Source organism: Variovorax sp. FG153, assembly GCF_057809595.1.
On record NZ_JBMDKG010000007.1, the window covers coordinates 45,408 to 61,052 of the forward strand.

The window sequence follows — 15,645 nt, forward strand, 5'->3', positions numbered from 1 at the left end:
TCGGGGCAGAATTCTCGCATGCGAGGTTGGCTGCTCTGGTTCGGTTTGGCGCTCTCGGCGGCCCCTTCGTGGGCCGCCCATGCGTACGCGCAATTCGGCGACATCAAGTACGCGCCGGGCTTCACGCACTTCGACTACGTGAATCCGAACGCGCCCAAGGGCGGTGAATTCAGGCTGGTGCCGCCGACCCGGCCCACCAATTTCGACAAGTTCAACCCGTTCACGCTCAAGGGTACCGGGCCCTCGGGCCTCGGCGCGCTGATGTTCGAGAGCCTGATGACCGGCAACTCCGAGGAGCCGACCACCGTCTACGGCCTGCTGGCCGAGGACATCGACGTGGCGCCCGACCGGCTCTCGGTGACCTTCAGGCTCAATCCCAAGGCCCGCTTCAACGACGGCTCGCCGGTGCTGGCGGCCGACGTGGTCCATTCGTTCCAGACCCTGATCGGCCCGCTCGCGGCGCCGCAGTTCAAGACCATCTATGCCGAGGTCAAGAAGGCGACCGCGCTCGGCGAACGCACGGTGCGCTTCGACTTCGCGAGCCCGAACCGCGAGCTGCCGCTGGTGGTCGGCAGCATGGCCGTCTTCAGCCGCCAATGGGGCGGCGGCAAGCCCTTCGACCAGATCGTGACCGAGGTGCCGATCGCCTCCGGTCCCTACAAGCCCGCGAGCGACCGGCTGGGCCGCGACATCACCTACGTGCGCCGCGCCGACTACTGGGGCGCGGACCTGCCGGTGCGCAAGGGCCTGTTCAATTTCGACCGCATCGCCTACAAGGTCTATCTCGACGAGACCGCGCGCTTCGAGGGCCTGAAGGCCGGCGAGTTCGACTTCATGCGCGAGTTCGTCTCGCGCAACTGGGCGCGCCAGTACAAGGGCAAGCAGTTCGACAGCGGCGAGATCGTCAAGCGCGGCTTCGAGAACCACAACCCCGGCGACTTCCAGGGCTACATCTTCAACACGCGCCGCGACAAGTTCAAGGACGTGCGCGTGCGCCAGGCCATCGGCCTCGCGATGGACTTCGAGTGGCTCAACCGCCAGCTGTTCTACGGCATCTACACGCGGGTGCAGGGCTATTTCCCGAACAGCGACTTCCACGCGGAAGGCCTGCCCGGGCCCGACGAACTGGCGCTGATGGAGCCGCTGCGCGCCAAGCTCCGGCCCGAGGTGTTCGGGCCCGCGCCGGTGCCCGCGAGCACCGATCCGCCCGGCAGCCTGCGCGAGAACCTGCGCAAGGCGAGGGCGCTCTTGGCCGAGGCCGGCTGGACCTACCGCGACGGCGCGCTGCGCAATGCGAAGAACGAGGCCTTCACGATCGAGTTCCTCAACGACCAGCCCTCGCTGATCCGCGTGGCGACGCCGCTGCAGACCGCGCTGAAGAAGCTGGGCATCGAGATGAGCTTTCGCACCGTCGACTTCTCGCTCTCGCAGCAGCGCATGCAGAACTACGACTTCGACATGACCTCGATGCGGCTGCCGGGCAACAGCGCGCCGGGCGGCGAGCTGTTCGAGCTGTTCGGTTCGAAGTCGGCCGAGACGCCGGGCTCTTCCAACTACTGGGGCATCGCCGATCCGGCGGTCGACGCCATCGTCGGCAAGGTGGTGTCGGCCACCACGCGCCCCGAGCTCACCACGGCCCTGCGCGTGCTCGACCGCGTGCTCTCGGCCGGCTACTACTCGATCCCGATGTACTACGGCAGCGCCTTCCTGGTCGGCTACCGGCCGGCCGGCGTGGTACTGCCGCCGACCGTTCCGCCGTACTACGATGTCGGCGACTGGGCCCTCGCGACGTGGTGGGCCTCGCCGGCCAACAAGTAGCGCCAGCCGCACCCGAACAGATCCGGAGCACGACAAACCGCATGGCCAGCTACATCCTCAAGCGACTGCTGCTGATGATCCCCACGCTCCTGGGCGTGCTGATCATCACCTTCGGCGTGATCCAGTTCGTGCCGGGCGGTCCGGTCGAGCAGATGGTGGCGCAGTTGCAGGGGCGCGATTCGGGCGGCGAGCGGGCCGCGAGCAGCGGCGCCGGCTACCGCGGCCGCCAGGGCCTCGATCCGCAGCGCATCGAGGAGATCAAGAAGCTCTACGGCTTCGACAAGCCGGCCCACGAGCGCCTGTGGACCATGCTCAAGTCCTTCGCGCGCTTCGACCTCGGCACCAGCTTCTACCAGCGCAAGGACGTCTGGGAACTGGTCAAGGAGAAGATGCCGGTCTCGATCAGCCTGGGCCTGTGGACCTTCTTCATCAGCTACCTGATCGCGGTGCCGCTGGGCGTGGCCAAGGCAGTGCGCGCGGGCTCGCGCTTCGACTTCCTCACCACGCTGATCGTGCTGATCGGCTATGCCATCCCGGGCTTCGTGCTCGGCGTGGCGCTGCTGGTGATCTTCGGCGGCCAACTGCAGTGGTTCCCGCTGCGCGGCCTGACCTCGCCGAACTGGGAGAGCCTGAGCTGGGGCGCGCGCATCGTCGACTACCTCTGGCACATCGCGCTGCCGGTCACGGCGATGGTGATCGGCAGCTTCGCCGTGACGGCGATGCTGACCAAGAACTCCTTCCTCGAGGAGATCCGCAAGCAGTACGTGCTGACCGCGCGGGCCAAGGGCCTCGCCGAGCGGCAGGTGCTCTGGAAGCACGTGTTCCGCAACGCGCTGATCCCGATCATCACGGGCTTTCCGGCCGCCTTCATCGGCGCCTTCTTCACCGGCTCGCTGCTGATCGAGACCCTGTTCACGCTCGACGGTCTGGGCCTCTTGAGCTACGAGAGCGTGATCCGGCGCGACTACCCGGTGGTGCTGGGCACGCTCTACCTGTTCACGCTGATCGGGCTGGTGACCAAGCTGATTTCCGATCTCTGCTACGTCTGGGTCGATCCGAGGGTGAAGTTTGACTGAATCGATGCCCACTCCCGCCGCGCCGCATCCGCCGGCCAAGTCGGACAGCCCGGGCCGGCGCGCCTGGCGCCGCTTCCGCCGCAATCCGCTGGGCTTCTGGAGCCTGGTCCTGTTCTCCGTGCTGGTGGTGCTGAGCCTGTTCGCGGAGCTGCTGTCCACCGACAAGCCGCTGGTGGTGCGCTACGAGGGCCAGACCTACTTCCCGGTGCTGCGCGACTACTCCGAGAAGACCTTCGGCGGCGACTTCGAGACTCCGGCCGACTACCTCGATCCCTTCATCCGCGACCGCATCACGGCCGGCGCCAATTGGGCGCTCTACGCGCCCAATCCCTACGGCCCGCGCACGCTCAATTACTTCGCGAAGCAGCCCAACCCGGCCGCGCCCTCGGGCGAGAACCTGCTGGGCACCGACGACCGCGGGCGCGACCTGCTGGCGCAGCTGATCTACGGTTTCCGCGTCAGCGTGCTGTTCGCGCTGGCGCTCACGGCCGTGGGCGTGGTGCTGGGCATCGCCATCGGCGCGATCCAGGGCTTCTTCGCGGGCAAGACCGACCTGTTCCTGCAGCGGCTGCTCGAGATCTGGGGTTCGATGCCCGAGCTCTACCTGCTGATCATCTTCAGCGCCATCTTCACGCCCAGCGTGCTGCTGCTGCTCGTGCTGCTGAGCCTGTTCGGCTGGATGTCGCTGGCCGATTACGTGCGCGCCGAGTTCCTGCGCAACCGCCAGATGGACTACGTGCGCGCCGCGCGCGCGCTCGGCGTGAGCAACCTGCAGATCATGCGGCGCCACATCCTGCCCAACAGCATGGTGCCGGTCGTCACCTTCCTGCCGTTCCGCATGAGCGCGGCCATCCTTGCGCTGACCTCGCTCGACTTCCTCGGGCTCGGCGTGCCGCCGGGCACGCCCTCGCTGGGCGAACTGCTCAACCAGGGCAAGGCGAACATCGACGCCTGGTGGATCTCGATGTCCACCTTCGGCGTGCTGGTCTTCACCCTGATGCTGCTGACCTTCATGGGCGACGCGCTGCGCGACGCCCTCGATCCACGGAAGACCGACAAGTGAAGCCGGGCCAATCCTCCCTCGCGGCCGGCGCGCCGCTGCTCGACGTGCGCGGCCTGCGCGTGGCCTTCGGCGGCAAGCCGGTGGTGCATGGCGTCGACTTCCGGATCGCGGCCGGCGAGAAGTTCGCGCTGGTGGGCGAATCGGGCTCGGGCAAGACCGTCACCGCGCTGTCGCTGCTGCGGCTGGTGCAGAACGCCGAGCTCTCGGGTTCGGCGCGGCTGTTCGATGCCGAGCGCGCGCAGGACGGGCGCGACCTGCTGTCGATCCCCGAGCGCGAGCTGCGCGGCATCCGCGGCAAGGAGATCGCGATGATCTTCCAGGAGCCGATGACCGCGCTCAATGCGCTCTACAGCGTGGGCGACCAGATTGCCGAGGTGCTGCAGCTGCACGAGGGCCTGCCGGCACGCGCCGCGCAGGAGGCCGCGGTGCAACTGCTGGCCGACACCGGCATTCCCGAGCCCGCGCGGCGCGCGCGCGCGCTGCCGCACCAGCTCTCGGGCGGCCAGCGCCAGCGCGCCATGATCGCCATGGCACTGGCCTGCCGGCCGCGCCTGCTGCTGGCCGACGAGCCGACCACCGCGCTCGACGTGACGGTGCGGGCCCAGATCCTCGAGCTGCTGGCCGATTTACAGCGCAAGTACGGCATGGCGGTGCTGCTGATCACCCACGACCTGAACCTGGTGCGCCATTTCGCCGACCGCGTCGCGGTGATGGAGCAGGGCCGCATCGTCGAGCACGGCCCGGTGGCGGACGTGTTCGAGGCGCCGCAACACCCCTACACGCGCAAGTTGATCGACAGCCATCCCACGCGCGACGTGACCCCCGCGCCGGCGCGGCCCGACGCGGCGCCGATCCTCTCGGCCACGGGACTGCGCGTGAGCTATCCGGTGCCCAGGCCCGGCTTCGCCGGCTGGTTCGGCAAGGGCGAGTTCGTGGCCGTGCAGGGTGCCGAGTTCCGCATCGCGCCCGGCGAAACCCTGGGCGTGGTCGGCGAGTCGGGCTCGGGCAAGTCGACCCTGGCGCTGGCCGCGCTGGGGCTGCTGCGCTTCCAGGGCGCGCTGAAGGTCGAGGGGCAGGGCTGGGGGCAGGGCCAGGCGTCCGATCTCGCGCTGCGGCGCGCGATGCAGGTGGTGTTCCAGGACCCGTTCTCCTCGCTGTCGCCGCGCATGACCGTCGAGCAGATCGTCGGCGAGGGCCTGCTGGTGCATGCGCCCGAACTCAAGGCGTCCGACCGGCGCGCGCGGGCGCTGCAGGCGCTGGCCGACGTCGGGCTGACCGAGGCGCAGTTCCCGGCGCTGCTCGACCGCTATCCGCACGAGTTCTCGGGCGGGCAGCGGCAGCGGCTGGCGATCGCGCGCGCGCTGATCGTCGATCCGCGCCTGCTGGTGCTCGACGAGCCCACCAGCGCGCTCGACGTCACGATCCAGAAGCAGGTGCTGGGGCTGCTGCAGCGGCTGCAGCGCGAGCGCGGATTGAGCTATCTGCTGATCACGCACGACGTGGAGGTGATCCGCGCCATGGCGCACCAGGTCATCGTCATGAAGGACGGGGCGATCCTCGAGTCGGGCCCGGTCGACCGGGTGCTCGACGCTCCCGAACACCCCTACACGCAGAAACTGGTGGCCGCCGCGCAGCTGGCCTGACGGCAAACGCGACCTACAACAACGAGCATTGCGCGAAAAGATGTCGGAAATCGGACAAGACAGGCGCGGCGCCTGGCGGGCGGCGCTCGCCTGCATGGTGACGCTGGCGGTGGCCATGGGGCTGGGGCGCTTCGCCTTCACGCCGATGCTGCCGATCATGTTGCACGAGGGCAAGCTCGAGCTCGAGGCTGGCGGGCTGCTGGCCTCGCTCAACTACCTCGGCTATTTCGTCGGCGCGGTGAGCTGCGCGGCCATCGGCGTGCGCGCCAAGACCATGGTGCGCGGCGGCCTGCTGGCCACCGCGGCGCTGCTGGTCGGCATGGGCTTGTTGCACAGCTTCGCCGCCTGGGGCGTGCTGCGCGCGGCGGCCGGCGTGATGAGCGCCTGGGTGTTCGTGTTCGCCTCGAGCTGGGGCCTGCGCCGGCTGGCCGAAACGCGTTCGCCGGCGCTCGGCGGCGTGATCTACACCGGCCCGGGCGTCGGTATCGCGATGACCGGGCTGCTGGGCGGGGCGCTCGGCCGCTGGGGCTCCGAAGCCGGCTGGATCGGCCTGGGCGTGCTCGCCTTGGTGCTGATCGCGGCGATCTGGCGCGTGTTCAACGACGGCGAGCAGGCCGTGGCCGGCGGCGCGGCGCCCGCGCCCGTCGCGGCGCCGAGCGCCCAGGAGTCGGCCGCGGCGCGTTCCGACGCGATCTGGCTGGTCGCGCTCTACGGGCTGGCGGGCTTCGGCTACATCATCACCGCCACCTTCCTGCCGGTGATCGCGCGCCAGGCGTTGCCGGGCTCGTTCTGGCCCGACTATTTCTGGCCGCTGTTCGGCGCCGCGATCATTCCGGGCGCATTGATCGGCTCGCGCGCGCCCATGCACTGGGACAACCGCCTGCTGCTGGCGATCGCCTATGCGCTGCAGGCGGTCGGCGTGGTGCTGTCCGTGGCCTGGCCGAGCGTGGTCGGTTTCGCCCTCGGCAGCCTGCTGCTGGGCATGCCGTTCACCGCCATCACGCTGTTCGCCGTGCGCGACGCGCGCCGGTTGCGTGGCAATGCGGCGGCCGGGCTGATCGGCTACGCCACCGCGTCGTACGGCGTGGGTCAGATCATCGGCCCGCTGTTCGCGGCGCCACTGGCGCAGCGCACCGGCTCGTTCCAGATTCCGCTGCTGGTCGCGGCGGCCGCGCTGGCGCTGGGATCGGTGCTGTTCGCGGCCGTCTGGGCGCGCTCCAGGCGCGTCGCCGCCGCTCGGGAAGGGGCCGCCACGCCCTGAGCCGCGAACGGGCGTGGTCCGCGTGCAGAAGTGCCCCTTCATTTATCACAGAAGTGGCATATAATTGGAGGCTCACGACCAAACGGGCGGGTACCAACCGCCCGTTTTTTTATGGTCCATCCGGTATTGAGTTATCGAGTGGAATTCCGGGTGGCAGCAATTTCCGGTTTCCTCGCGATTTCTCGCCGAAGCGATTTTTATCGATGGCGCGGTACCTGGCGGGCGGGTTATTGCACATCGTCGATTGAATAAAAAAGGCACCTTCGAACACGTGGCATTGCAGCAGACAGTGGAACAAACCGTGGCCGGCCTCGGCTACGACCTGGTCGAGATCGAACGCTCGGCGGGAGGATTGCTGCGCGTGACGATTGATTTGCCGTGGACGGCCCCCACATCGGAGGCTCTCGCCGCCGGTACGCCCGAGCCCTTCGTCACGGTCGAGGACTGCGAGAAGGTCACGCGACAGCTCCAGTTCGCGCTCGAGGTCGATGGCGCCGACTACAAGCAGCTCGAGGTGTCCTCGCCGGGCATCGACCGTCCGCTGCGCCACGAGAAGGATTTCGAGCGCTTCGAGGGCGAAGTGATCGACATCACGCTGAAGGCGCCGATCGGCGAGGCGGCGGCCGGCCAGGTGTCGGCCAATCGCAAGAAGTTTCGCGGCACGCTCGAGCGGGCCGCACAGGCTGAGGGGTCCGACGGCCCCCGGGGCTGGCAGATCGTCTGGAGCGACGAGCCGGAGCCCAAGCCGGGTCAGAAGGTCAGCAAGAAGCGCGCGCCGGCACCGTTGCAGGCGCTGGGCTTCGTGCTGGACGAGCTGCGCGAGGCGCGGCTGGCACCCATCGTGGATTTCAAGGGGCGCAAGCCCAGGGCCCGTCAGGGCTCGCAGGACATTGGCGGAACAAAGGTTCCGGACTGACTAGAGGAGTGGTGGCATGAATCGCGAAATGTTGATGTTGGTGGATGCGATCTCGCGCGAGAAGAACGTCGAGCGTGACGTCGTCTTCGGCGCGGTCGAGTCCGCGCTGGCGCAGGCCACCAAGAAGCTGTACCAGGGCGAGGTGGACATCCGCGTCGCCGTCGACCGCGACAGCGGCGACTACGAGACCTTCCGCCGCTGGCACGTGGTGCCCGACGAAGCCGGCCTGCAGCAGCCCGACCAGGAAATCCTGCTGTTCGAAGCCAAGGAAGAGATGCCCGACATCGAGGTCGACGAGTACATCGAGGAAGCGGTGGACTCGGTGCCGATCGGCCGCATCGGCGCCATGGCCGCCAAGCAGGTGATCCTGCAGAAGATCCGCGACGCCGAGCGCGAGATGCTGCTCAACGACTTCATGTCGCGCGGCGACAAGATCTTCGTGGGCACCGTCAAGCGCCTGGACAAGGGCGACATCATCGTCGAGGCCGGCCGCGTCGAAGGCCGCCTGCGCCGCAGCGAGATGATCGCCAAGGAAAACCTGCGCAACGGCGACCGCGTGCGCGCCATGATCATGGAGGTCGACCTGACGCTGCGCGGCGCGCCGATCATCCTGTCGCGCTCGGCCCCCGAGTTCATGATCGAGCTGTTCCGCCAGGAAGTGCCCGAGATCGAACAGGGCCTGCTCGAGATCAAGAGCTGCGCCCGCGACCCCGGTTCGCGCGCCAAGATCGCCGTGCTCTCGCACGACAAGCGCGTCGATCCGATCGGCACCTGCGTCGGCGTGCGCGGCACGCGCGTCAACGCCGTGACCAACGAGCTCGCCGGCGAGCGCGTGGACATCGTGCTGTGGAGCGAGGATCCGGCCCAATTCGTGATCGGCGCCCTGGCGCCGGCCAACGTGTCCTCCATCGTGGTGGACGAGGAGAAGCACGCCATGGACGTGGTGGTCGACGAGGAAAACCTCGCGATCGCGATCGGCCGTGGCGGCCAGAACGTGCGTCTGGCTTCCGAGCTCACCGGCTGGAAGATCAACATCATGGACGCCAACGAGTCGGCCCAGAAGCAGGCGAACGAGACCGACGCCGCGCGCCGCCTGTTCATGGAGAAGCTCGACGTCGACGAGGAAATCGCGGACATCCTGATCTCCGAGGGCTTCACCAGCCTCGAGGAAGTGGCCTACGTGCCGATCTCCGAGATGCTCGAGATCGAAGCCTTCGACGAAGACACGGTCAACGAGCTGCGCTCGCGTGCCAAGGATGCGCTGCTGACCATGGAAATCGCCAAGGAGGAGGGCGTCGAGACCGTCTCGCAGAACCTGCGCGACCTCGAAGGCCTGAATCCCGACCTGATTCCGAAGCTGGCCGAGGCGGGGGTGAACACCCGCGACGACCTGGCCGACCTCGCGGTCGATGAACTCACCGAGATCACCGGCCTGAGCGCCGATGACGCCAAAACCCTCATCTTGAAGGCCCGCGAACACTGGTTCGCCGGCCAAGAGTGATGGTCATGGAGGCACGAAACGAATATGTCCAGTACCACTGTCGCCGAGTTCGCGAATGAACTCAAGAAGACTCCCGAAACCTTGCTCGACCAGCTTCGCAGCGCCGGCGTGCCCAAAGCGGCCGCCAGCGACGCACTGACCGAGTCGGACAAGCAGCGCCTGCTCGGTTTCCTGAAGGCCAGCCACGGCACCGTCGAGCCCGAGCGCAAGAAGATCACGTTGACCAAGAAGTCGACCAGCGAGATCAAGCAGGCGGACGCCACCGGCCGCGCCCGCACGATCCAGGTCGAGGTGCGCAAGAAGCGCACCTTCATCCAGCGCGACGAAGGCCCCGCGGGTGCCGTCGAGGCCCCGGCGCCGGTGGCTGCCGCGCCCGTCGCCGCTCCGGCCGAGCCGGCCGCGCCGCGCATCGATGAAGCCGAACTCGCCCGTCGCGAGGAGGAAGCCCGCCGCCAGGCCGAGCTGATCCGTCGCCAGGAAGAAGAGCTGGCCGAGAAGCGCCGCCAGCGCGAGGAAGCCGAAGCCCGCGAACGCGAGAAGGTGGAACGCGCCGAACAGGCCGAACAGGCCGAGCAGGCACGCCAGGAAGCCGCGCAGGCGGCTCGCCAGGAAGCCCAGAAGAAGGCCGAGACCGAGGCCGACGCGGCCAAGCCGGTCGTTCGCAGCTCCGCCAACAGCGCCGCCAAGGCCGAGGCCGAAGTCGCCGCGCTGAAGGAAGCCGCGGAGGCGCAGGTCGCCGCCGCCAAGCAGGCCGCCGAGGCCAAGGCCACGGCCCAGGCCGCCGCCACGCAGGCCAAGGAAGACGCGAAGGCCAAGGCCGCCGCCGAATCGAAGGCCCGTGCCGACGAGGAAGCCGCGCGTGCGCGCGACCTCGACGAGCGCCGTCGCAAGGCCCTGGCCGAGGCCGAAGCCATTCGCGCCATGATGAATGCGCCGGCCCGCGTGCTGGTGCCGCACAAGGCCGAGAAGCCCGCCGAGGTCAAGCCCGCCGGTGGCGTCAAGGGCACGCTGCACAAGCCGACCGCGCCCGCGGCCCGCGCCGGGGCACCGGCCGCGCCGGGTGCCGCCACGGCGGCGCCCGCCGGCGGTGCCGCCGGCAAGGAAGTGAAGTCGGCCAAGCTCTCGTCGAGCTGGGCCGGCGACACCGCCAAGAAGAAGGAAATCAAGACCCGCGGCGACGCGAGCGGCGGCGTGGGCCGTGGCAACTGGCGCGGCGGTCCGCGCGGGCGCCGTGGCAACGACCGTGGCCACGACGACCAGCAGCACGCACCGGCGGCGCCGGTCGAGGCCCGCATCATCGAGGTGCACGTGCCGGAAACCATCACGGTGTCCGAGCTCGCGCACAAGATGTCGGTCAAGGCCTCCGAGGTGATCAAGCAGCTCATGAAGCTGGGCCAGATGGCCACGATCAACCAGGCGCTCGACCAGGACACCGCGATGATCGTGGTGGAGGAAATGGGTCACAACGCGGTGGTTGCCGCGCTCGACGATCCCGAAGCCTTCACCGACGAGGACGTGTCGGCGCAAACGGCGGAAGCCCTGCCGCGCGCACCGGTCGTGACCGTCATGGGCCACGTCGACCACGGCAAGACCTCGCTGCTGGACTACATCCGCCGCGCCAAGGTGGCCGCGGGCGAAGCCGGCGGCATCACGCAGCACATCGGTGCCTACCATGTGGAAACCGAACGCGGCATGGTGTCCTTCCTCGACACCCCGGGTCACGAGGCGTTCACCGCCATGCGTGCCCGCGGTGCGCAGGCCACCGACATCGTGATCCTGGTGGTGGCGGCCGACGACGGCGTCATGCCCCAGACCAAGGAAGCCATCAAGCACGCGAAGGCGGCGGGTGTGCCGATCGTGGTCGCGATCAACAAGATCGACAAGCCCGATGCCAACCTGGACCGCGTGAAGCAGGAACTGGTGGCCGAGGAGGTGGTGCCCGAAGAGTACGGCGGCGACGTTCCGTTCGTCGGCGTCTCGGCCAAGACCGGCCAGGGCATCGACGACCTGCTCGAGCAGGTGCTGCTGCAGGCCGAAGTGCTGGAACTCAAGGCGCCGGTGGATGCCGCCGCCAAGGGCCTGGTGATCGAAGCCCAGCTCGACAAGGGCCGCGGCCCGGTCGCGACCGTGCTGGTGCAGTCCGGCACGCTCAAGACCGGCGACGTGGTGCTGGCCGGCTCGACCTATGGCCGTGTGCGCGCCATGCTCGACGAGGACGGCAAGCCGACCAAGACGGCCGGTCCGTCGATCCCGGTCGAGATCCAGGGCCTGACCGAAGTGCCGCAGGCCGGCGACGAGTTCATGGTGATGGGCGACGAGCGCCGTGCGCGCGAAATCGCGACCTACCGTGCCGGCAAGTTCCGCAACACCAAGCTGGCGAAGGCCCAGGCCGCGAACCTGCAGAACATGTTCTCCGACCTGTCGGCGGGCGAGGTGCAGACGCTGCGCATCATCATCAAGGCCGACGTGCAGGGCTCGCAGGAAGCGCTCGCGCAATCGCTGCTCAAGCTCGCGACCGACGAGGTCAAGGTGCAGGTGGTGTATGCGGGCGTGGGCGGTATCAGCGAAAGCGACATCAACCTCGCGATCGCCTCGAAGGCGGTGGTGATCGGCTTCAACGTGCGTGCCGATGCCGGCGCGCGCAAGCTGGCCGAAGGCAATGGTGTCCAGCTGAACTACTACAGCATCATTTACGACGCGGTGGACGAGATCAAGGTCGCCATGTCGGGCATGCTGGCGCCGGAGCGCCGCGAGGAAGTCATCGGCTCGGCCGAGATCCGCACGGTGTTCGTGGCCTCGAAGATCGGTACCGTGGCCGGCTCGTACGTCACCTCGGGCTATGTCACCCGCAGCTCGCACTTCCGCCTGCTGCGCGACAACGTGGTGGTCTACACCGGCGAAGTCGACTCGCTCAAGCGCATGAAGGACGATGTCCGCGAAGTGCGCGAAGGCTTCGAGTGCGGTATCAAGCTCAAGAACTACAACGACATCAAAGAGGGCGATCAGCTCGAGTTCTTCGAAATCAAGGAGATCGCGCGGACCCTGTAATACGGACAACCGAACGCAGAAGTCGCGAAGGTCTCGCAGAAGTCGCAGAAGCAAGAAAGAGGTTTCTTCTGCTGCTTCTGCGACCTCTGCGCAGTCTTCGCGGCTTCTGCGTTCTGAATCCGATGTCGCTCCCGCATTCCTGACATGCCCAAAAGAAAAGCCGCTACTCCCAACCGCGCCTTCAAGGTCGCCGATCAGATCCAGCGCGATCTGACGGAGCTGATCGCGCGCGAGTTGAAGGACCCGCGCGTGGGCATGGTCACGTTGCAGGCGGTCGAGGTCACGCCCGACTATGCGCATGCGAAGGTCTTCTTCAGCCTGCTCACCGGCGACGTGGCCGAGACCACCGAAGCGCTCAACCAGGCCGCGGGCTTCCTGCGCAACGGCCTGTTCAAGCGCCTGCACATCCACACCGTGCCCACGCTGCACTTCGTGTTCGACCGCACCACCGAGCGTGCCGCCGACATGAACGCGCTGATCGCGCAGGCCGTCGCTTCGCGTTCGAAAGACGACTAGCCATGAATGCGCCACGCACAAGGGTGCAGCGGCGCCCTGTGCATGGGGTGTTGCTGCTCGACAAACCACTGGGACTGTCCAGCAACCAGGCCTTGCAGAAGGCCAAGTGGCTGCTGCGCGCCGAGAAGGCGGGCCACACCGGCACGCTCGATCCGCTGGCCACCGGCGTGCTGCCGCTGTGCTTCGGCGCCGCCACCAAGTTCAGCCAGCTGCACCTCGACGCCGACAAGACCTACGTCGCCACCGCGCGGCTGGGCATCCGCACCGCCACCGGCGATGCCGAGGGCGAGGTGATCGCCGAACGCCCGGTCCAGGTCGCGGCCGAGGACCTGGCGCGCGCCGAGGCCCTGTTCACCGGCCCGATCCGCCAGGTGCCGCCGATGCACAGCGCGCTCAAGAAGGACGGCAAGGCACTCTACGAATACGCGCGCGAGGGCATCGAGGTCGAGCGCGCGCCGCGCGACGTCGTCATCCACGCGCTGAAGATCGCGCAGACCGCGGCCGATGCCATCCGCATCGAGGCCTCGGTCAGCAAGGGCACCTACATCCGCACCCTGGGCGAGGACATCGGCGAGGCGCTGGGCTGCGGCGCCCACCTGAGCTCGCTGCGCCGCACCGCCACCGGCGGCTTCGTGGCGGCCCAGTGCATCACGCTCGAGGCCCTGGAAGCCATGGACGAGGACGAGCGGCTGGCCCGGTTGTTGCCTGCCGAATGCCTGGTCGAGGGCCACACGATCGTCACGCTGGGCAGCGAGGATGCAGGGCGCTTTCTGTCCGGCCTGCGTCGGCGCGGACCGTGGGCCGATGCGGCCCGGGTCGCGGTGTTCGGCGAATCGCCCCCGGCCTTCCTCGGCACGGCCCACGTGGCCGCCCATGAACTGATCCCGGGGCGCTTGCTGAACCCCATCGAAATCCAGCAAATTCTTTTGAACGCACCACAGACCGAAGCGACACCATGACCAAGCAAATCCGCAATATCGCCATCATTGCCCACGTGGACCATGGCAAGACCACGATGGTCGACCAGCTGCTGCGCCAATCGGGCACCTTCGCCGAGCACGAGAAGGTCGTCGACACGGTGATGGACAACAACGCGATCGAAAAGGAACGTGGCATCACGATCCTGGCGAAGAACTGCGCCGTGACCTGGCAGGGCACGCACATCAACATCGTCGACACCCCCGGCCACGCGGACTTCGGCGGTGAAGTGGAACGCGCGCTGTCGATGGTCGACGGCGTGGTGCTGCTGATCGATGCGCAGGAAGGCCCGATGCCGCAGACGCGCTTCGTGACCAAGAAGGCGCTGGCCCTGGGCCTCAAGCCCATCCTGGTGGTGAACAAGGTCGACAAGCCCGGTGCCAACCCCGACAAGGTGGTCAACGCCGCCTTCGACCTGTTCGACAAGCTCGGCGCGACCGACGAGCAGCTCGACTTCCCCGTGGTCTACGCCTCGGGCATCAACGGCTGGTCCTCGCTCGAGGAGGGTGCGCCCGGCGAGCAGTGGGGCCCGGACATGTCGGCCCTGTTCGACACCATCCTGAAGCACGTGCCCTCGCAGAAGGGCGACCCGGCCGCGCCGCTGCAGCTGCAGATCTCGGCCCTCGACTTCTCGACCTTCGTCGGCCGCATCGGCGTGGGCCGCATCAGCCAGGGTACCCTGAAGCCGATGATGGACGTGCTGGTGATGGAAGGCCCGGACGGCCAGTCCATCAAGGGCCGCATCAACCAGGTGCTGACCTTCCAGGGCCTGGACCGCGTGCAGGCCACCGAAGCCGGCCCGGGCGAGATCGTGCTGATCAACGGCATCGCCGACATCGGCATCGGCGTCACGGTGACCGACCCCGCGAACCCGGCGCCGCTGCCGATGCTCAAGGTCGACGAGCCCACGCTGACCATGAACTTCTGCGTCAACACCAGCCCGCTGGCCGGCCGCGAAGGCAAGTACGTCACCAGCCGCCAGATCTGGGACCGCCTGCAGAAGGAACTGCAGCACAACGTGGCGCTGCGCGTGAACGAGACCGACGAGGAAGGCGTGTTCGAGGTCATGGGCCGCGGCGAACTGCACCTGACCATCCTGCTGGAGAACATGCGCCGCGAAGGCTACGAGATGGCCGTCTCGAAGCCGCGCGTGGTGTTCCGCAACGTCAACGGCGAGAAGCACGAGCCGATCGAGCTGGTGACGGCCGACATCGAAGAGCAGCACCAGGGCGGCGTGATGCAGGCCCTGGGCGAGCGCAAGGGCGAGCTGGTCAACATGGAGCCGGACGGCCGTGGCCGCGTGCGCCTCGAGTACCGCATCCCGGCGCGTGGCCTGATCGGCTTCACCAACGAATTCCTGAACCTGACGCGCGGTTCGGGCCTGATCAGCAACATCTTCGACAGCTACGAGCCGCACAAGGGCGAGATCGGCAGCCGCAAGAACGGCGTGCTGATCTCGATGGACGACGGTGAAATCTTCACCTACGCCCTCGGCAAGCTCGACGACCGCGGCCGCATGTTCGTGAAGGCGAACGATCCGGTCTACGAAGGCATGATCGTCGGCATCCACAGCCGCGACAACGACCTGGTGGTGAACGCCACCCGCACCAAGCAGCTCACGAACTTCCGCGTCTCGGGCAAGGAAGACGCGATCAAGATCACGCCGCCGATCGACCTCACGCTCGAGTACGGCGTCGAGTTCATCGAGGACGACGAGCTGGTCGAGATCACGCCCAAGAGCGTGCGCCTGCGCAAGCGCTTCCTGAAGGAACACGAGCGCAAGCGCGCGAGCCGCGAATCGGCCGTCTGAGGACGGTCGCCGCGC

At 67.9% G+C, this 15,645-nt stretch carries 11 protein-coding genes; all 11 read left to right on the forward strand.

The window, feature by feature from the left end:
• Nucleotides 1-18: 18 nt before the first annotated feature.
• The 11 genes from ACODT0_RS10635 to typA all read left to right on the forward strand — a co-directional run bounded on the left by ACODT0_RS10635 (nt 19) and on the right by typA (nt 15,630).
• Entirely contained in the window at nt 19-1,818 is a 1,800-nt protein-coding gene (locus ACODT0_RS10635; RefSeq protein ID WP_057591722.1) for an extracellular solute-binding protein, read from the forward strand.
• Nucleotides 1,819-1,859: 41 nt separating this feature from the next.
• Nucleotides 1,860-2,894: a microcin C ABC transporter permease YejB gene (locus ACODT0_RS10640; RefSeq protein ID WP_057591721.1), complete on the forward strand. Its 1,035-nt coding sequence runs from the start codon at nt 1,860-1,862 to the stop codon at nt 2,892-2,894.
• Nucleotides 2,895-2,898: 4 nt separating this feature from the next.
• Nucleotides 2,899-3,957 (forward strand): ABC transporter permease, encoded by a 1,059-nt coding sequence (locus tag ACODT0_RS10645; RefSeq protein WP_489041213.1) that lies wholly within the window; start codon nt 2,899-2,901, stop codon nt 3,955-3,957.
• Nucleotides 3,954-5,600 (forward strand): ABC transporter ATP-binding protein, encoded by a 1,647-nt coding sequence (locus ACODT0_RS10650; protein ID WP_057591719.1) that lies wholly within the window; start codon nt 3,954-3,956, stop codon nt 5,598-5,600. The genes ACODT0_RS10645 and ACODT0_RS10650 overlap by 4 nt, the downstream gene beginning before the upstream one ends.
• Nucleotides 5,601-5,640: 40 nt before the next feature.
• The gene (locus ACODT0_RS10655; protein ID WP_057591718.1) at nt 5,641-6,861 is read left to right on the forward strand and encodes a YbfB/YjiJ family MFS transporter; all 1,221 of its coding nucleotides are present in this window, start codon (nt 5,641-5,643) and stop codon (nt 6,859-6,861) included.
• A 271-nt stretch (nt 6,862-7,132) separates the two neighbouring features.
• Nucleotides 7,133-7,777 carry a ribosome maturation factor RimP gene (gene rimP, locus ACODT0_RS10660; protein ID WP_489041214.1) on the forward strand — a complete coding sequence of 215 codons (645 nt, stop codon included), beginning with the start codon at nt 7,133-7,135 and terminating at the stop codon, nt 7,775-7,777.
• A gap of 16 nt (nt 7,778-7,793) precedes the next feature.
• Entirely contained in the window at nt 7,794-9,278 is a 1,485-nt protein-coding gene (gene nusA / locus ACODT0_RS10665; protein ID WP_057591716.1) for a transcription termination factor NusA, read from the forward strand.
• A gap of 24 nt (nt 9,279-9,302) precedes the next feature.
• Nucleotides 9,303-12,326: a translation initiation factor IF-2 gene (gene infB, locus ACODT0_RS10670; RefSeq protein ID WP_489041215.1), complete on the forward strand. Its 3,024-nt coding sequence runs from the start codon at nt 9,303-9,305 to the stop codon at nt 12,324-12,326.
• 144 nt (nt 12,327-12,470) lie between these two features.
• A complete protein-coding gene (gene rbfA, locus ACODT0_RS10675) occupies nt 12,471-12,842 on the forward strand; it encodes a 30S ribosome-binding factor RbfA (RefSeq protein WP_057591714.1) in 372 nt (123 codons plus the stop codon).
• A 2-nt stretch (nt 12,843-12,844) separates the two neighbouring features.
• Nucleotides 12,845-13,801: a tRNA pseudouridine(55) synthase TruB gene (truB, locus tag ACODT0_RS10680; protein WP_489041216.1), complete on the forward strand. Its 957-nt coding sequence runs from the start codon at nt 12,845-12,847 to the stop codon at nt 13,799-13,801.
• The gene (typA, locus tag ACODT0_RS10685; RefSeq protein ID WP_261205840.1) at nt 13,798-15,630 is read left to right on the forward strand and encodes a translational GTPase TypA; all 1,833 of its coding nucleotides are present in this window, start codon (nt 13,798-13,800) and stop codon (nt 15,628-15,630) included. The genes truB and typA overlap by 4 nt, the downstream gene beginning before the upstream one ends.
• Nucleotides 15,631-15,645: the final 15 nt, after the last annotated feature.